General features: G+C 38.2%; 17 protein-coding genes and 1 pseudogene. All 18 read left to right on the top strand.

Translation table 11 applies throughout. From position 1 onward, the window contains the following. Positions 1-42 precede the first annotated feature (42 nt). A complete protein-coding gene (thiC, locus tag AB7942_RS13405) occupies positions 43-1,827 on the top strand; it encodes a phosphomethylpyrimidine synthase ThiC (protein ID WP_369447222.1) in 1,785 nt (594 codons plus the stop codon). A 637-nt stretch (positions 1,828-2,464) separates the two neighbouring features. Further along, complete coding sequence (locus AB7942_RS13400) at positions 2,465-2,962, top strand: TRAP transporter small permease (RefSeq protein ID WP_098934086.1); 498 nt, start codon at positions 2,465-2,467, stop codon at positions 2,960-2,962. 1 nt (position 2,963) lies between these two features. Next, complete coding sequence (locus AB7942_RS13395; RefSeq protein ID WP_369447221.1) at positions 2,964-4,259, top strand: TRAP transporter large permease; 1,296 nt, start codon at positions 2,964-2,966, stop codon at positions 4,257-4,259. A gap of 54 nt (positions 4,260-4,313) precedes the next feature. Continuing rightward, a complete protein-coding gene (locus AB7942_RS13390; RefSeq protein ID WP_369447220.1) occupies positions 4,314-5,339 on the top strand; it encodes a TRAP transporter substrate-binding protein in 1,026 nt (341 codons plus the stop codon). 99 nt (positions 5,340-5,438) lie between these two features. Beyond that, entirely contained in the window at positions 5,439-7,277 is a 1,839-nt protein-coding gene (locus AB7942_RS13385; protein WP_369447219.1) for a sensor histidine kinase, read from the top strand. After that, positions 7,274-8,041 carry a response regulator transcription factor gene (locus tag AB7942_RS13380; RefSeq protein WP_369447218.1) on the top strand — a complete coding sequence of 256 codons (768 nt, stop codon included), beginning with the start codon at positions 7,274-7,276 and terminating at the stop codon, positions 8,039-8,041. Before AB7942_RS13385 ends, AB7942_RS13380 begins: the two co-directional genes overlap by 4 nt. Positions 8,042-8,295: 254 nt before the next feature. Further along, positions 8,296-8,553, top strand: coding sequence for a hypothetical protein (locus AB7942_RS13375; protein WP_369447217.1), 258 nt, complete (start codon positions 8,296-8,298; stop codon positions 8,551-8,553). Positions 8,554-9,435: 882 nt separating this feature from the next. After that, positions 9,436-9,558, top strand: coding sequence for a GapA-binding peptide SR1P (locus AB7942_RS13370; RefSeq protein WP_369447216.1), 123 nt, complete (start codon positions 9,436-9,438; stop codon positions 9,556-9,558). A 311-nt stretch (positions 9,559-9,869) separates the two neighbouring features. After that, positions 9,870-10,211, top strand: a complete 342-nt coding sequence (locus tag AB7942_RS13365) for a metal-sensitive transcriptional regulator (protein ID WP_088091082.1) — start codon at positions 9,870-9,872, stop codon at positions 10,209-10,211. A gap of 16 nt (positions 10,212-10,227) precedes the next feature. Further along, positions 10,228-10,433 (top strand): annotated as a pseudogene (gene copZ / locus AB7942_RS13360) (copper chaperone CopZ). Positions 10,434-10,529: 96 nt separating this feature from the next. Continuing rightward, entirely contained in the window at positions 10,530-10,769 is a 240-nt protein-coding gene (gene copZ / locus AB7942_RS13355; RefSeq protein ID WP_369447215.1) for a copper chaperone CopZ, read from the top strand. 92 nt (positions 10,770-10,861) lie between these two features. Beyond that, positions 10,862-13,282: a heavy metal translocating P-type ATPase gene (locus AB7942_RS13350; RefSeq protein ID WP_369447214.1), complete on the top strand. Its 2,421-nt coding sequence runs from the start codon at positions 10,862-10,864 to the stop codon at positions 13,280-13,282. Positions 13,283-13,313: 31 nt separating this feature from the next. Next, on the top strand, positions 13,314-14,189 hold the full coding sequence (locus AB7942_RS13345; protein WP_369447213.1) for a hypothetical protein: 876 nt from the start codon (positions 13,314-13,316) through the stop codon (positions 14,187-14,189). 810 nt (positions 14,190-14,999) lie between these two features. After that, complete coding sequence (locus tag AB7942_RS13340; protein WP_369447212.1) at positions 15,000-15,344, top strand: PadR family transcriptional regulator; 345 nt, start codon at positions 15,000-15,002, stop codon at positions 15,342-15,344. Then, on the top strand, positions 15,341-15,679 hold the full coding sequence (locus tag AB7942_RS13335; RefSeq protein ID WP_369447211.1) for a DUF1048 domain-containing protein: 339 nt from the start codon (positions 15,341-15,343) through the stop codon (positions 15,677-15,679). The genes AB7942_RS13340 and AB7942_RS13335 overlap by 4 nt, the downstream gene beginning before the upstream one ends. 13 nt (positions 15,680-15,692) lie before the next feature. Continuing rightward, positions 15,693-15,851 carry a DUF1048 domain-containing protein gene (locus tag AB7942_RS13330; protein ID WP_483310873.1) on the top strand — a complete coding sequence of 53 codons (159 nt, stop codon included), beginning with the start codon at positions 15,693-15,695 and terminating at the stop codon, positions 15,849-15,851. Positions 15,852-16,021: 170 nt separating this feature from the next. Next, on the top strand, positions 16,022-16,783 hold the full coding sequence (locus AB7942_RS13325; protein WP_369447210.1) for an ABC transporter ATP-binding protein: 762 nt from the start codon (positions 16,022-16,024) through the stop codon (positions 16,781-16,783). Then, positions 16,784-17,533, top strand: a complete 750-nt coding sequence (locus tag AB7942_RS13320) for an ABC transporter permease (RefSeq protein WP_369447209.1) — start codon at positions 16,784-16,786, stop codon at positions 17,531-17,533. The last annotated feature ends 351 nt before the right edge of the window (positions 17,534-17,884 follow it).

Raw genomic sequence — 17,884 nt, 5'->3', positions numbered from 1 at the left:
CTTTATCTCGTCCTTTATATTCAAAAAAAGGAGAGATATATTATGTCAACGACTTCATTAAACGAACAAAACATTTCCATCATGTCTAGTTTTCCAGGAAGTAAAAAAGTATATGTAACAGGTTCGAGATCCGATATTAAAGTACCAATGCGTGAAATTGAGTTAAGCCCGACAACAGGTACGTTTGGTGAAGAGGAAAACCTTCCAGTACGCGTGTATGATACAAGCGGTCCTTATACGGATCTAAATTATTCTGTAGACATTTCAAAAGGTCTTCCTGCTATTCGAAGCACATGGATTCATGAACGATCAGATGTTGAAGAATATGAAGGTCGAGAAATTAAGCCTGTAGATAATGGGTATAAGGAAGAAAATGATCCTCGTGCCAATCATAACGTGTTTCCAGGTTTGAAGCGCAAACCATTACGTGCAATAAAAGGGAAAAATGTCACACAGCTTCATTATGCAAAAAAGGGAATTATTACTCCTGAAATGGAATTTATCGCAATAAGGGAAAATATGAAACCTGAATTTGTACGTGAAGAAGTTGCAAAAGGTCGAGCGATTATTCCTTCTAATATCAATCATCCAGAGTCAGAACCTATGATAATAGGACGTAATTTTCATGTTAAAATTAACGCGAATATTGGTAACTCTGCTGTTTCATCATCCATCGAACAAGAGGTTGAAAAAATGACTTGGGCGACACGCTGGGGTGCTGATAATATTATGGATCTATCAACAGGTAAAAACATTCATAAAACAAGAGAATGGATTATTCGAAACTCAGCTGTTCCTGTCGGCACCGTCCCCATTTATCAAGCACTTGAAAAAGTAAATGGTGTTGCTGAAGATCTTACATGGGAGGTTTACCGTGATACCTTGATCGAACAAGCGGAGCAAGGTGTTGATTACTTCACAATTCATGCTGGTGTTCTTTTACGATATGTTCCATTAACGGCAAAACGGTTAACAGGTATTGTATCCCGCGGTGGATCAATCATGGCACAATGGTGTTTACACCACCATAAAGAAAGTTTTTTATATACTCATTTTGAAGAAATCTGCGAAATAATGAAGTCTTATGATGTTGCATTCTCTTTAGGGGATGGTTTACGTCCTGGGTCTATTGCTGATGCCAATGATGAAGCGCAGTTTGCAGAATTAGAGACTCTTGGAGAGCTAACAAAAATTGCATGGGAACATGATGTACAAGTAATGGTTGAAGGACCTGGACACGTACCTATGCACCTAATTAAAGAAAATATGGATAAACAACTAGAAGTGTGTCAGGAAGCACCATTCTACACACTTGGACCTCTTACGACTGATATAGCACCTGGTTATGATCACATTACATCTGCAATTGGGGCTGCAATGATTGGTTGGTATGGTACAGCTATGCTTTGTTATGTAACGCCTAAAGAACATTTAGGATTACCGAATAGAGAGGATGTTCGTGTAGGGGTTATTACTTACAAAATTGCCGCCCATGCTGCTGATTTGGCAAAAGGACATCCAGGAGCCCAAAAAAGAGATGATGCCTTATCAAAAGCTCGTTTTGAATTCCGTTGGAGAGATCAGTTTAATTTATCTTTAGATCCTGAACGAGCAATAGAATATCATGATGAAACTTTACCTGCGGAAGGTGCAAAAACAGCACATTTCTGTTCAATGTGTGGACCAAAATTTTGTAGCATGAGAATCTCTCAAGATATTCGTAATTATGCGAAAGAAAACAAACTTGATACGAATGAAGCTATTGAAACAGGTATGAAGGAAAAAGCTAAGGAGTTTAAGCAATCTGGGGGCAACATATATCAGTAACTTTCTTGGGAGGTTATACGGATGAATGTTCAAAAGATTAAAAAGGAAATTACGCAAATGAAAACTAGCCTTGCTTTTTTAGAGGAGCGTTTAAAGGGGATTCAGCAAAATTGTGCTGTTAATGAGCATTGTTGATTTCCTGCTTAAATTAATAGTACTGGTTCGGTAGAGAAAGCAAAAGCAGCCTAAACGGAACTTGAAAACATCACTCTGATTTGAGCAATAATAGTGCCAGTCACAAGCCATTACTTAGAGTGACTGGCACATTTTTCTGTGGTAATCAAAAATTTTGCGGGACAGATCTGATACATAGTATAGAAAAAGGCACAACTAGCAATATAGCCTAGTTGTGCCTTTTTGCGTGCAAAACTTCCGATTGTCCCCTATAAGGCCGTCCACCTTTTCTGCTAGAGCCTAATATTTTAACCAGTTGATGGAATACCGTTAACATGGTAAGTTTAATCTATATTTAATTCGTTTATTAAACTTACAAAAACAAGTAAATGGATTCAAATAGAAAGGATTTCAAATTCCACCTAAAAAAATCACAAATTATCCTAAAAAAAGAACATTCAAAAACATTCGAAAGATTCATAAAATGAGAGACAGGAAAACGTTTTCAAATGGGGGGAATCAAATGAATGTAATCAAAAAAGTAGGTCTAGTCATCGATGCCATTTTTGAAAAATTCACACTACTATCGTTAATTGCTTTAATTTTTGTCGTCACCCTACAAGTTTTTACCAGGAAATTATTTAATTTTGTTTTCTTTTGGTCAGAGGAAGTTACTCTTTTGTTACTCGCTTGGTTTGCCTTTATGGCCATAGCAGTGGGATTTCGAGAGTATATCCATTTAGGCATTGATTCTTTCACGAATCTATTTCCTAAAAGTTTTAATAAAGTTTTAGATAAAATTATCAGTGCCTCTATTTTTGCTTTCGGATTATATTTGGTGATCCAGGGCTGGGACTTCACGGTATTGATGATGGATTCAACCCTGCCGGCGACAAAATGGCCAAGTAGTATCACTTATGCGGTTATGCCTGTCACGGGTGTGATGATTTGTGTATATTCGCTTTTGCAATTCTTTAACATTAACACCACTCGTCACAAAGAGATAGAGGAGGGTATGTAACTTGGACAGCAACACAATTGGGATCATTATCTTACTTTCAAGCTTTGTTATTTTAATCTTACTTCGTTTTCCCATTGCCCTTACGTTGATTGCCTCGTCACTACTGACGGTTATCTATCTTGGTATACCCCTACCGGTAGTGGGCCAGCAAATGATTCAAGGGATGAATTCCTTTTCTTTACTTGCCATTCCGTTCTTTATTTTGACAGGACAAATTATGAGTGAGGGCGGCCTTGCGACTCGAATTGTGAATCTGGCAAGTTTAATGGTTGGAAGAATCCGCGGTGGGCTCGCCATGGTTAACAGTGTAGCTGCATTGTTCTTTGGAAATATCTCTGGTTCTGCCGTCGCCGACGTTTCTTCTGTTGGTTCAGTTATGATTCCGATGATGAAAAAGAAGGGATACGAAGCAGACTATGCAGTGGGAGTAACGATTGCATCGGCCATTCAAGGTGTGGTAGTTCCGCCGAGTCATAATCTTGTTTTATATTCCTTAGCAGCAGGTGGTGTTTCCATCGCCAGTTTATTTATGGCTGGGATTGTTCCTGGATTTATTATGTTAATTTCCTTGATGATCACAGGTTACATTATTGCTAGAAAACGAGGCTACCAAAAAGCGGACCCTGTTCCAAAGTCAGAAATTGGCGGGATCCTTCTACATGGACTTTTATCCTTAAGCCCAGCTGTCATTATTCTGGGCGGGATTATGAGTGGCTGGTTTACCGCAACGGAATCTGGGGCATTAGCTTGTTTGTATTCTTTTATTCTAGCTTTTGTTGTCTATAGGGAAGCAAAATTTTCGAATGTATGGAAAATATTAACCCGGACGATGAGAACTGTTTCGATGGTATTTTTCTTAATAGCAGCATCCGCTTCATTTGGCTGGATATTAGCTTACTTGAAAATTCCTTCAATGGTAACGGACTTATTTTTAAATATTTCTGATAACCCAATTATTATTCTATTGATTATTAATATTTTGTTGCTTCTCCTTGGAGCACCAATGGACATGGCGCCAATGATTTTAATTATGACACCTATTCTCCTTCCAGTTGTAACCAGCTTTGGGATGGATCCCGTGCACTTCGGAATTGTCCTGATTTTAAATGCTGGGATTGGCCTTTTAACGCCGCCGGTAGGAACCGTTTTATTCGTCGGATGTGCGATAGGAAAGGTCTCGATACAACAAGGGACAAAAGCAATGATGCCATTTTTCTATGCTTTACTAATTGTTCTGTTGGTTATTACCTATATTCCTGAGGTAGTCCTTTGGCTTCCTAATATGTTAGTCAAGTAACCGAAGGAAAGGTGAAAATAAAAAAATAAAATTTTTTAAGGGAGGGTTACAAGAATGAAGAAAAAAAAGATTACAGGAATTCTTGCAGCAACGCTTTTAATGGGTAGCATCCTAGCTGCCTGTGGGAAAGAAGCAACAACGGGTACAAAAGATGGGGGTTCGAAATCTGAGGAGCCTAAATATACGTTCCGGTTGGCAGATAATCAGCCGCCAGATTATCCAACTGTTGTTGGAGACAAAAAGTTTGCCGAATTGGTTGACGAAAGAACAGATGGCCGAATTAAAATTGAGGTATTTCCTTCTGCCCAATTAGGGGATGAAAAATCAGTGTTGGAACAGGTTCAGCTTGGAGCCATTGAGTTCACAAGAATCAATTCCAGTCCACTTGCCGAGTTCAATGATCAGTTCACTGCACTAGGACTCCCATATGTATTCGAAAGCGAAGAACACTTATGGAATTTTCTTAACGGTGAAATGGGTACAAAATTGTTAGATGGTTTAGAGCAGTCAAAAATGAAAGGGCTTGCTTATTATGATTCTGGGTCACGTAGTTTTTATTCTACTAAACCACTAAAAGGTGTAAAGGACTTAAAAGGGCAAAAAATCCGTGTGCAGCAGAGTAAAATCAATATTGATTTCATGGCAGCTCTTGGGGCAAGTGCGACACCAATGCCATATGGCGAGGTATTCAGTGCGCTGCAAACAGGAATCATTGATGGTGCAGAAAATAACATCCCAAGCTTAGACTCTTCTAACCATTATCAAGAAGCGAAAAACTTTATTTTAGACCATCATCAACGGATCCCTGAAGTCCTGCTTATTAGTAAAGCAGCATGGGATAAGCTTTCAGAAAAGGATCAAAAAATTGTGAAACAAGCAGCACTTGATTCCGTTCAAGCTCAAAGAGAAGAATGGGATAAGTGGGAAGAGCGTTCTACTAAGAAACTGAAAGAGGCAGGAGTTACCCTCACTGAGGTTGATGATATTACACCTTGGAAAGACGCTGTTAAATCCATGGTTGATAAATATTCAAAAGATTATAAAGAGGTAATGGATGCCATTGAAAAAGCACGTCCATAATCTATAGCTGGCAGTAAGCCTAGTTGGTGAATATATCCATTTACCAGCTAGGTCTTTTCTGTTTAAAAAATCACTAATAGATAGGAATGAATAACAACAATGATGAAGTGGTGGAGAAAAATCGCAGAATTCCTTGAACGATACATCCTCTTAAAAAATCAATCACTGATGATAAAGCTCTGCGTTTTCTCCAGTTTTCTGGTTATTTTTCCAGTCATTTCAGTTGGAGTTATTTCATACAATCGTTCATCGGTTGAACTTGAAAATGTACTTAGACAATCGAGCAGCCAAGTAATTGATCAAGTAGAGACACATATCGAATATTATTTACAAGATTTTGAGATTACCAGCCTAAAAATTATCAACTCTCCTGAATTATCGAGCCTTTTGAAATTGAAAACGTCAGAAAACAGAGATCAATTTATTGAACCAACTCGTAACACCCTTAAAGAAGCAGAATACTCAAGAGCAGATATAACAAATATCACTATACTACTTAATAACAATCAGGTAATTGATACTCTTGGAAATAGAAATTTCTATCCTGCTGCGAAAATGAAAAAGGAATATTGGTATTCGTCTGTCCCACTTAATGGGATGAGTATGTTAGTTATGAGAAAGTTAAAATTAGAAAATAAGGAACAGCCTGTCATTTCACTCGTAAGGAGACTTTATAATCCCCAGACTCTCTTACCTGTAGGCATGCTTATTATTGATATCAATTTCAGAAGAATTGAAGAAATCTCTAACAAGGTAACTATCAGTAAAAATGGCTATTTTTCCATTTTAGATGCGAACGGGCATTATATTTACCATCCTGACTACTCAAAACTCGGGAAAAGGGTTGAATTCAAACAACTTTCAAACCTGAAAACAGAAGGAAGCACCACGGAAATTTTAGAAAATGAACGGAGAGATTTTGTTACCTATACTTTCTCTCGAAACCTCGGCTGGAGGTTTCTATCGGCAGTCCCATACCGAGATTTGACGGGGGGAATCGTTCAAATTGAAAAAGCCATATCCTTAACTATTCTTGTGTCTTTGATCATTGCCTATTTGATCGGGTTCGGATTCGCCACAAGCATCATTCGTCCCATCCGTCGTCTGCAACATTTTATGAAGGAAGTTGAAATTGGAAAATTAGATGGAAGAATTGGAGTAGATTCTAATGATGAAATCGGACAATTGACTGCTGGTTTTAATAATACAGTTGAGAAATTATCCAATCTACTTGAAGAAGTATACGTCTCTAAGTTAAAGGAAGCAGAAATGTCACTTAAACAAAAAGAAGTCGAATTAAAAATGCTGCAATCACAAATGAATCCCCACTTTTTATACAATTCCCTTGAAACCATTAGGGGTATGGCATTGGAAGAAAATCAGGAAAATATTGCAACCATGTCTTTCTCACTTGGAAAACTACTTCGGTATAATCTAAATAATCATTCATCTACCGTGAGTTTTAGAGAAGAAGTGAATTTTTGTGAAATGTATTTGCAGATTCAAAAGTTTCGCTTTGAGGACCGTTTTGAGTACATGTTTGATATTCCTCAATGGGTAATGGAACTGGAAATGGTAAAATTTTCACTCCAGCCATTGGTTGAGAATTGTTTTGTTCATGGTTATGGTCCTAATACTAGAAAATTAAAAATTGTGATATCAGCTTTCCGTCATTCTGAGTCTTCCATTGTTATTCGCATTTCCGATACTGGTGAAGGAATAAAGGATCATATTTTAGAAGAAATCAAGAAAAGAATGGATTTAAAAACGGCCACTAGTGTTGGGAAAAATATAGGAATCGTAAATGTTCATCAAAGAATTCATTATTTGTTTGGACCTGAGTATGGAATAACCATTCAAAGTGAACAGGGTTCAGGGACTGAGGTATTGATCCATTTACCCATACTAGATCATCATGTGGAGGTGGAGAGAGTATGAAGAAAAATATCTTGTTGGTTGATGATGAGAGATGGGTTCGAACAGCTCTTAAGTGGACGATAAACAAGTTGAAGCTTCCTTTGCAAGTGGTCCACGAATGTGAAAACGGGTTAGAAGCGCTCGACTGGATTAAGCATAATGATGCGGATCTAGTGTTAACGGATATTCGAATGCCGATAATGGACGGGCTTTCGTTAGTAAAAGAATTGAGTCAATTGAAGAAGAAACAGGATGTCATTGTGATCAGTGTTCATGACGAGTTTCAATTTGTTCAACATGCGATTCGAACCGGGGTAACCGATTATCTTCTAAAACCAGTAGAGGAAACTGAGTTAAAAGATTGCCTTGAAAAGTGGCTAGAAATGAAATCAAAAGAAGAGACAAAAAGGAATACTCCCAAAAATGAGGATGAAAATCTTCCTTCCTCAACGATCGAAAAGGTTTTGCAGTATTTAGAAAAAACACCATTAGACCAAATTACACTGAAAGATGCGGCAGAGTCTGTCCATATGAATCCTAGTTATCTTAGTCAATTATTCAAACAACAGCTGAACAAAAAGTTTGTCGATTATATTACCGAGCTGCGAATAGAGGAAAGCAAACGTTTGTTACTAAAAACAACCTTACGATTAGCTGAGATTGCTGAGAGAGTCGGATACTCGGATTTAGCTTATTTTAGTAACAACTTTAAGAGGATTACAGGCTTTTCACCATCAGAGTTTCGAAAATCAGCGATTGAAAAGGTACCGGAAAAAACTCCATAAAGGTCGACGAGCCAAGAATCTAGTTTTGGCTTCTTTTTTTGATTGATTTAAGTTTGCGCTTAATTTATATCAATTTTGCGGTCTTAGAAGGTCTAAAGCTAGGACTTTGGCTATGGGTACATATATCTGAATAATTTAAAATCTTAAAAAATCACAAAAACACCTAAAAATATGAAAACTGGCAGGTCTCAATTTCACCTCTTTTTTATTTTGCCCCAAAAACCATGGTTATTGTGTGGTGGGATGGCGAAAAGTTGGATCATGACTATGAAAGAGAAAATGGTCGATTAAATGTAAAGATGTTTGATAACCTAAGTTTAGTTGATTTCTATAGTGAAAGATTTAATGGGGAAGAGCGATATATAATACTAACAGAGAATGCTCAATTTATACCAAGTGATTTTTATTTTGAAGATTTGAATGAAATCGTGGAGAAAGTTTATATATATGTAGTAAGAAATTTGAAAGTTGTACAAGAAAAATCCTTGAAGGATGAGTGTTTAAAGAATTAAACATTTTGTACACAGTATAGGTGGGAAAAATGAAAGAGGGATAGGCTCCCTCTTTTTGTTTTTTATCTTTTTTTAATGATTGTACTAATTATTGTTAACTTTGTTCTTAAAATTCAAGTGTATCTACTGAAATGGAATTATCCTCCTGTATTAGTCGCTCCTTTATCCAAATCAATAAATCTTCCGTTATCCTTAGTATCCAAAGTGCATCATTCATTGAGGTTTTCGCTCGGTAAAGTACACCATCTATCATGGGACCCTCATTAATATGTGGTCCTAAGTCAGATGATAAGGAATAGAGTTGATAGATGGTAAGAAACCTAGAAAATTTAAACTTAACATTTTCAATTCCTAATTTTTTATTGGCGGTACCATCTACTATGTGTCCAGGAATTTTTACATTTTCAATATATGTATCTGTACTTAATTGTTGATGTCCTTAGAACTACTTCTATCAGAGTGCCTACAAGAAGAAACCCTCTTGAAAATCATCACATGGAAAAATGGATTATTTACGTCACAAAAATAGATCGATATGCTAAAAAAATCAAAATTCTAGATGAATTGGATTCGGAATTTACGCTTTTTTTTTTTATATTATTGATGTCAAATTGAAATAAAACTTTGTTTCTCAAAGAACTGAAAAGGCAGACTCTAGGTCTGCAAGGTAAAAAGCAGGGTTAACTCACCTGCTCACTACTCAATTTATCTGTATTATCTTTCCCTAACAATCGACATTATGTATTTAAATGTGTTATACAATTTATAATTGACAAACCAAATGTGATATACTATTATAATATTAACAAATAAATAACGCTTACATTTTAAGAAATTAGAATTGTCTATCTTATAAAATTCAAACAAAAGGGAGTTTTTCTAATGGGAACTATCATTTGCCAAATTTGCAATAACACAATTGATCATTTTGAGAATGAGAAAGTATCAACTTTATACGGACAATGCACTTGCTGTGATAAAAAACAAAAGAAGCCTTCTAAATAATTCAAACATAAATCAATACTATAAAAGCCGTTCTCAAATTGAACTGCACCCCAATTGTTGGACACATTCTAACAGTGAGGGGTGCAGTTTTTCTATGGCTAAATTTACTGCAGATGATACGTTAGCGGCGGTTCAGCGTTATTTAGAAGGTGGAGAGACGTGATGATTTCCTTTATTGACAGCATGTTTGTAGCAGTTTTAACGTAATAAAATTCTATGTCAAATACCTATTTTTAAATTTTTTATAAAAAACACTTCACATACCATAGAGGGGTATAGTATTATGTGATTAAGGAGGTGAGGCAATGTTGATGAATTCAGAAAATCTTAATGAAATTGTTGAAATCGATCAATGCTGCTCATCAGACGGTGAAAGAAAAAGCCACCAATCAGATAAAGTGAAGAATAACTTAACAACAAGATTAAACCGAATTGAAGGACAAATTCGAGGAATTAAAGGATTAATTGAAAAAGATACGTATTGTGATGATGTCATTACTCAAATATCTGCGACTCAATCCGCTTTAAACAGTGTCGCTCGTATTTTACTTGAAGGGCATATGAAGTCATGTGTTCTAGAAAAAATTCAAGAAGGGGATACGGAGATTTTAGATGAGGTAATGGTGACAATTCAAAAATTAATGAAAAAATAAAAGGAGACTAAGCTATATGGAAAAAATGACTCTAAACATAAAAGGTATGTCATGTGGCATTGTATAAATTCAATTGAAGGCAGTGTAGGCAAATTATCCGGAGTTACTACTGTTAAAGTAAACTTGGATTCAGGAACTGTTAGTGTAGAGTTTAACCAGAACGAAGTAACGATTGATAAGATAAAAGAAACAATTGATGACCAAGGGTATGATGTCCAATAAATTTGATTAAAAAACGTGCAGAATAAAGCACGATTTCTTTTCAGAAAATATATACTATACAGGGGTATGGTAATTATAAATAAGGAGAATGAAAGAATGGAGAATGTAATATTAGCTGTGAAAGGAATGTCATGTGGGCATTGTATAAATTCAATTGAAGGTAACGTAGGAAAATTAAATGGTGTTCATTTTGTAAAGGTTCACTTACATGAAGAAAAAGTAGATGTATCATTTGATTCGAAAGAGGTTTCTTTAAAGGAAATTACTGACATTATAGAAGATCATGGTTATGATGTAGTGCTGAGTAAATCGTCTATAGGTCAAAGCTGTCACTAAGAACTGTAAAAAACGTGCTGTCTTTAGCGGCACGTTTTATTCCCCCAAAAAATATACCCCACTATAGTATATGGTGATAGGAGTGTAAGGTTATGATCGATAAAAATGAAACAACACTTCAAATAGCTGGAATGACGTGTGCAGCTTGCGCAGTGAGAATAGAAAAAGGTCTCAAAAAAATAGATGGAGTAGAGGATGCGAGCGTAAATTTTGCATTAGAAAAATCAAAAGTAACATTTGATTCGTCTAAAGCAAATGTAAATCAATTGAAGGAAAAAGTGGAATCTTTAGGATACCAAGTAGTGAGTGAGAAAGCTGAATTTGATATTAGCGGAATGACGTGTGCAGCGTGTGCGAATAAAATTGAAAAACGTTTAAATAAGCTAAATGGTGTCCAAACCGCAACGGTAAACTTCGCCTTAGAATCAGCCCTTGTAGAATATAATCCTGATGAAGTTTCGGTCTCAGATATGAAGGAGGCCATTAATAAATTGGGTTATCGCTTGGAACAAAAGCAAGAAGCAAAAGGAGAAAAGGTTGATCAAAGACAAAAAGAAATAGAAAAGCAAAAAGGGAAATTTATTTTCTCTGCTATTTTATCGATCCCTTTACTTTGGGCGATGGTCAGTCATTTTGAATTGACTTCTTTTATTTGGTTGCCAAAGATGTTCATGAATCCTTGGGTTCAACTCGCGCTTGCGACTCCAGTTCAATTTTTAGTTGGCGGTCAATTTTACGTAGGTGCTTATAAAGCATTAAGGAATAAAAGTGCAAACATGGATGTTTTGGTAGTGCTTGGAACCTCAGCAGCTTATTTCTACAGTATCTACTTGAGTATTTTATCAATAGGCTCTGATGCACATATGGTGGAATTATATTTTGAAACAAGTGCTGCGTTAATTACTCTTGTTATATTAGGTAAACTGTTTGAAGCAAAAGCAAAGGGACGTTCATCTGAAGCCATTAAAAAGCTTATGGGTTTACAGGCGAAAACGGCCACAGTATTAAGAGACGGGCAAGAATTGAATGTACCAATTGAAGAGGTAATCACTGGTGATATCGTATATGTGAAACCAGGTGAAAAGGTACCTGTAGATGGAGTGATTTTTGAAGGAAGATCTGCTCTTGATGAGTCAATGATTACAGGTGAAAGTATTCCTGTCGATAAAACAGTTGGAGACTTCGTAATAGGATCAACCATTAATAAGAACGGGTTTTTAAAGGTAAAAGCAACAAAGGTAGGAAAGGATACTGCCTTAACTCAAATCATCAAAGTAGTCGAAGAAGCTCAGGGATCAAAAGCACCAATCCAACGTTTAGCCGATGTTATATCAGGAATTTTTGTCCCAATTGTTGTTGGGATAGCCATTGTGACATTTCTAGTTTGGTACTTTGTGGTAAGTCCCGGAGAGTTTGCAGTAGCTCTTGAAAAGTTAATTGCTGTATTAGTTATCGCATGTCCATGTGCACTAGGCTTAGCTACACCTACGTCCATTATGACAGGGTCAGGCCGGGCTGCTGAATATGGAATTTTGTTTAAAGGCGGGGATCATCTTGAAACGACTCATCGATTGGATACAGTGCTCCTTGATAAAACGGGAACTGTAACAAATGGAAAACCAACACTTACAGATGTTATTCTTTCAAATGGATTTGAAGAAAAGGAATTTTTAAAGTTAGTCGGTGCTGCAGAAAGAAATTCTGAACATCCGTTAGCTGAGGCAATTGTTGAGGGCATTAAAGATAAAGGCATAGAACCGGGCAGCTCCGAACAGTTTGAAGCATTTCCTGGATTTGGAATACAATCTAAAGTGGAAAGCAAATACTTGCTTATCGGAACGCGCCGGCTTATGGAGAAAAATAATATTGATGTTGGGAACATATTACCTAAGATGGAAAACTTAGAAAAGCAAGGTAAGACCGCAATGCTAGTCGCAATTGATCATCAATTTGCTGGAGTGATTGCTGTCGCAGATACAATTAAAGAAACCTCTCAAAAAGCGATTGAACGGTTAAAAAATATGGGTCTTGAGGTTGTTATGATTACAGGCGATAACAAGCAGACGGCTCAAGCAATTGCAAATGAGGTCGGAATTGATCATGTTATAGCAGAGGTTCTGCCAGAAGGTAAGGCAGAGGAAGTAAAAAAGCTTCAACAAGCAGGAAAGAAAGTAGCGATGGTCGGTGACGGTATTAACGATGCACCAGCGTTAGCTATTGCAGATATTGGTATGGCAATCGGTACAGGTACTGATGTAGCAATGGAAGCTGCTGATATCACCTTAATCAGAGGAGACTTAAATAGTATTGCCGATGCCATCTTTATGAGTAAAATGACGATTCGAAATATCAAGCAAAATCTATTTTGGGCCTTTGCTTATAATGCTATAGGAGTTCCAATTGCAGCACTAGGATTTCTGGCACCATGGCTTGCAGGAGTAGCAATGGCGTTTAGTTCAGTTTCAGTTGTTTTAAATGCACTCAGATTACAAAGGATTAAGTTAAAAGGATAATCTATCTATTAAAAAGAGAGGAGTGTTTCTTATGAAACTTAAAAACATTTTGACCTGGGCGATTTCAGCTATTATTTATCTCGGGTTAGTAATTGGCGGATATACCGTATATGCAAGCTTTGACAGTAATGACGATCACACTGATACCCATGCGGAAACAAATGGCAACGAGGAAAAAGAATCTATTAATGAGCAAGCACATAACGATCATCATACTAGCCAAAGAAGTGATGGTAAGGATTCAGGGCATTCAGATCATGTAGCTCAATCAGAAAGCGAAGTGGTCACAAACGTAAAATATGAAGATGGTTTAATGATCATAGATGTGAAGGACAAAGATCAAAAATCACCTGAATTAGAAATTTCACATGAAAAGATTATGCATTTAATTATTGTAAGTGCCGACTTAGACGATTATTATCATTTACATCCTGAGGAAAAGGGAAATGGCATTTATACATTGAAATTCGCCCTACCTGAAAACTCTTATAAAGCATTTGTTGATATTAAACCCAAAAACCTTGCCTATCAGGTTAGTCCGATAGAGCTGCATGTGGGGAAAGGTCATGGTGAACATGAAGAAAATTCACTAAAGGTTGATACAAACTTAACAAAAACAATCAATGAAAAGACAGTTGAATTAACAACTACAGAGCTAAGAATAAACAAAGATGTTACGTTAAGTTTTGATACCAAAGGGATTACTCCAGAGCCCTATCTAGGGGCTTTAGGCCATGTTGTTATTTTGGATGATAGGGGTGAGAAATTTGTTCATGTGCACCCTAAATCACAAGAACAGACACAATTTGAAACAAAATTTGATAAGCCTGGGATCTACAAAGTGTGGGGAGAATTTAAATTTGATGGTAAAGTCAATAGCTATCCATTTGTTATAGAGGTCAAATAAATAGGAAGAACAAAGTGGAATTTTTATGAACTTAGATGGCATGGTCCGAGCGCTGTTCTATATCCACAAGGAACCTTGTATAAAGAAATGAATAAAACAAAAAGTGAAGAGCTTATTCGTCAATTGAAAGAAGAAAGAAATGTTAATTTAGGATCTGAACTTTACTACCATGATGGGAAAACATTTAAGAACCATGAAAGTGAACTGTAACATCTTATCTCTATATCGAAAAAGGCGTTTCTGTATAACAGGGCGCTTTTCTACTGTAATAAGTGTCAAGAGACAATTGCAACAAAGTCAAATCTAAGGCTATATTTTGAAGCTGTTAAATGACAATAAAGATGTTACATTTACAAAGGTTGTTTAAAAACGCCAGTCATGTTACCCGATTAAAGGGCGCTATTCTTGCACAAAGAGTTGTGTTTGTTACTAAATAGTCGCCTGCTTTTTTTGCGAAGTCGAGACCGTTTGTATTACTAATCATCATTTTGGTCACTTTAACATGTAAATCATGTCCACCAAAATGAGCGAGTTCCTGGTCATCAACCCCTTCACCAGTTATATTTAAATTATTTAGATTCTTCTTGAGAATAATCACGTGTCTGGCTAAAGTCTAAGCTGTCAAATTTAATAAAAACATCTTTGAAGTCGTAAAAACGGGCTTTTTTGACGAAAAGTTTTATTGACAAGTGATGCTATTTAGTAATACTATATACTAGTAGTCAGTAACACTGAATATAAGTAACGCAAAATACCTGTGTTACAGAGTACTGAAAAAAATATAAGTAAAATATAAATGGAGGTAAAAAATTGGAAAATATCACGGAAATGCTGAAAGGGGTGCTTGAGGGTTGTGTGCTTGAAATCATCAGCCGTGGCGAAACTTACGGCTATGAAATCACGCAACAGCTGCGAGAACTTGGCTTCACTGATGTGGTTGAAGGCACAGTTTATACGATTACCATGCGGCTTGAGAAAAACAATCTGGTGGACATCGAGAAAAAGCCATCCACTATGGGACCGCCAAGAAAATTTTACACACTCAACGCAGCAGGTCAAGAGCAGCTTGAAATTTTTTGGAAAAAATGGGATTTCATCTCAAGCAAAATTAACGAACTTAAAACTAAAATAAAATTAAAAGGAGAAGTAATATGAGTATTTTTGAAAAAATTATCGGAAGTCTGGATGACAAGCGGGAATGGAAGGCGATGGAGGCGCGTGCGAAGGCACTTCCAAGTGAGTACCGCAATGCTTACAACGCTATCAAAAAATATTTGTGGACCTCTAGTGGTCTCACCGACTGGAAGGACAGCAGCCGTATCTTTGGAGGCATTCTCGACCTCTTCGAGGAAGGTGCAGCGGAAGGCAAGAAAGTCACTGACCTCACGGGCAAGGACGTGGCTGCTTTCTGCGACGAGCTAGTGAAGGACGCGAAAACTTGGATGGACAAATATCGCACGAATTTGAACGATACGATTGGTCGTGGCTAACGGCGAAATCCTAGTGGATTTTCGCCTAGCATCCACACTAACGACGCAAACCTTCAATGGGGATGACTTGGCTTCCTTTGCCGACGAACTAGTGGCAAACGCTAAAACCTTTGTCGACAAGTATCGTGAAGATTTGAATCAGTGTATCATGAAGCGATTGGGAAAAAAGTAAATCAATAGATAATTCCTACTGAATAGCTGGTTACAAGTGTAATATGTCACCTTCACTATTCAGTTATATTTTTAACCCGGTAGTAAGTAATACAGAATATCAGTCAGACTGAGTAGAAAAGGATAGGCAATCTAGCGCCTTGCTGCGCTTTTTATAAGGAGGAAAAAAGTATGAGCAATGCAGCGATTTCTGTAAAAGGGTTAAAAAAATCCTTTAAAGATAGGGAAGTCTTAAAGGGGGTGGATTTTGAGGTGCCGCGTGGCGAAATTTTCGCACTGCTGGGCTCAAATGGAGCGGGCAAGACGACGACGGTCAACATCCTTTCGACGCTGATGCAGCCCGATGGTGGAGAAGTAGGTATTTGCGGCTTTGACATCCAGCGTCAACCAGATCATGTTCGCCAGAGCATCAGCCTGACAGGGCAGTTCGCAGCTTTAGACGGCATGCTCACCGGGAGGGAAAACCTGATGATGATCGCCAAGTTGCGGGGAGTTTCCAATCCCGCTCAAGTCGCGGACAATCTGCTTGCAAGATTCAGCCTGACCGATGCAGCTAACCGCCGGGCGGATAAGTATTCCGGTGGGATGAAGCGCCGGCTTGACATCGCCATGAGCCTGATCGCGACGCCAGCAGTCATTTTTCTCGACGAACCGACGACAGGGCTTGACCCCGAAGCGCGGATGGAAGTCTGGGATACCGTCAAGGAGCTTGCCGGCGGCGGAACGACCATTTTGCTGACGACCCAGTACCTTGAGGAAGCCGAACAACTGGCGGACCGTATCGCCATCCTGCATGGCGGAAAAATCATCACGACCGGTACCCTTAGCGAACTCAAAGAGATGTTCCCGCCAGCGAAAGTGGAGTACATCGAGAAGCAGCCGACATTGGAGGAAATTTTCCTCGCGATCATCGGCAAAAAGGAGGAGATGTAAATGAAAAGCAATACTGGGGTATTACTAGGGCGTTTAATGCGGAACATCATGCGCAGCCCGGATACGATTATCACGGTGGCGATTACGCCGATTATGATGCTGATGCTGTTTGTCTACGTATTTGGCGGCGCCATAGAGACAGGCACGGACAACTACGTCAATTATTTATTGCCGGGAATCTTGCTGATGGCTATCGCATCCGGCGTCGCTTACACTTCCGTGCGGCTGTTTACGGATGTAAAGAGCGGGCTGATGGCGCGTTTCATTACTATGCCCATCAAGCGCTCGTCGGTTTTGTGGGCTCACGTGTTGACCTCGCTTGTTTCCAATGCGCTTACTGTCGTGGTGGTTATCCTCGTCGCGCTCTTGATGGGCTTCCGTTCCAACGCTGATATACTGGATTGGCTCGCGGTAGCTGGGATACTCGGGCTGTTTACGCTGGCGCTGACATGGCTGGCGGTCATTCCCGGATTGACAGCGGGGTCTATGGAAGGGGCGACAGCATACTCATACCCGCTGATTTTCCTGCCGTTTATCAGTTCGGCCTTTGTCCCCACCGAAACCATGCCTAAAATTGTCCGTGCGTTCGCTGAGAACCAGCCCGTGACTTCAATCGTGAATGCGATTCGTGCCCTCTTGTATGAAGGGTCTGTTGGCAACGGTATCTGGTTCGCGCTTGCCTGGTGCGTCGGCATCATGGTCATCGCTTACTTCTTCGCCAGTAATGCATTTAAACGTCAGTTAGGGTAAGTACACCATCGGTTCGATGTCACGTGGCAACTAAATCTTCCGAAATAAAATATATGTTTGGAAAATGAACGGAAAAATTTTCTTTGCTTTAATTATTTGTCATGTCCTCAGGGGAACTATTGTCGATATAACACCTTCATGGTATTCAACAATCGGGCGCAATTCTGGAATAAGAATTGTGCTTTTATTTTTATATTGGACCATTTTATGAAATAGGCTTTTAAACAAAAATGGACTTAAAAAAGTATTATTAGTGTGAGATTGTGAAGAAATGTACTTAAACTAAAGGGTGCAAGAGTTCAAGATTGGGATGGCTGCGGCGATCCCGTTTTCTTATTGTGCTAACGAAGC

The sequence above is a fragment of the Neobacillus sp. BF23-41 genome (genome assembly GCF_041106275.1).
The sequence above is the reverse complement of the archived record's forward strand: the minus strand, read 5'-3'. Positions and strand labels throughout refer to the sequence as shown.

Coding starts and splice junctions, on each gene's coding strand:
- thiC (WP_369447222.1), top strand. CDS start 43: ATGTCAACGACTTCATTAAACGAACAAAACATTTCCATCATGTCTAGT.
- AB7942_RS13400 (WP_098934086.1), top strand. CDS start 2,465: ATGAATGTAATCAAAAAAGTAGGTCTAGTCATCGATGCCATTTTTGAA.
- AB7942_RS13390 (WP_369447220.1), top strand. CDS start 4,314: ATGAAGAAAAAAAAGATTACAGGAATTCTTGCAGCAACGCTTTTAATG.
- AB7942_RS13385 (WP_369447219.1), top strand. CDS start 5,439: ATGATGAAGTGGTGGAGAAAAATCGCAGAATTCCTTGAACGATACATC.
- AB7942_RS13380 (WP_369447218.1), top strand. CDS start 7,274: ATGAAGAAAAATATCTTGTTGGTTGATGATGAGAGATGGGTTCGAACA.
- AB7942_RS13370 (WP_369447216.1), top strand. CDS start 9,436: ATGGGAACTATCATTTGCCAAATTTGCAATAACACAATTGATCATTTT.
- AB7942_RS13365 (WP_088091082.1), top strand. CDS start 9,870: ATGAATTCAGAAAATCTTAATGAAATTGTTGAAATCGATCAATGCTGC.
- copZ (WP_369447215.1), top strand. CDS start 10,530: ATGGAGAATGTAATATTAGCTGTGAAAGGAATGTCATGTGGGCATTGT.
- AB7942_RS13350 (WP_369447214.1), top strand. CDS start 10,862: ATGATCGATAAAAATGAAACAACACTTCAAATAGCTGGAATGACGTGT.
- AB7942_RS13345 (WP_369447213.1), top strand. CDS start 13,314: ATGAAACTTAAAAACATTTTGACCTGGGCGATTTCAGCTATTATTTAT.
- AB7942_RS13335 (WP_369447211.1), top strand. CDS start 15,341: ATGAGTATTTTTGAAAAAATTATCGGAAGTCTGGATGACAAGCGGGAA.
- AB7942_RS13325 (WP_369447210.1), top strand. CDS start 16,022: ATGAGCAATGCAGCGATTTCTGTAAAAGGGTTAAAAAAATCCTTTAAA.
- AB7942_RS13320 (WP_369447209.1), top strand. CDS start 16,784: ATGAAAAGCAATACTGGGGTATTACTAGGGCGTTTAATGCGGAACATC.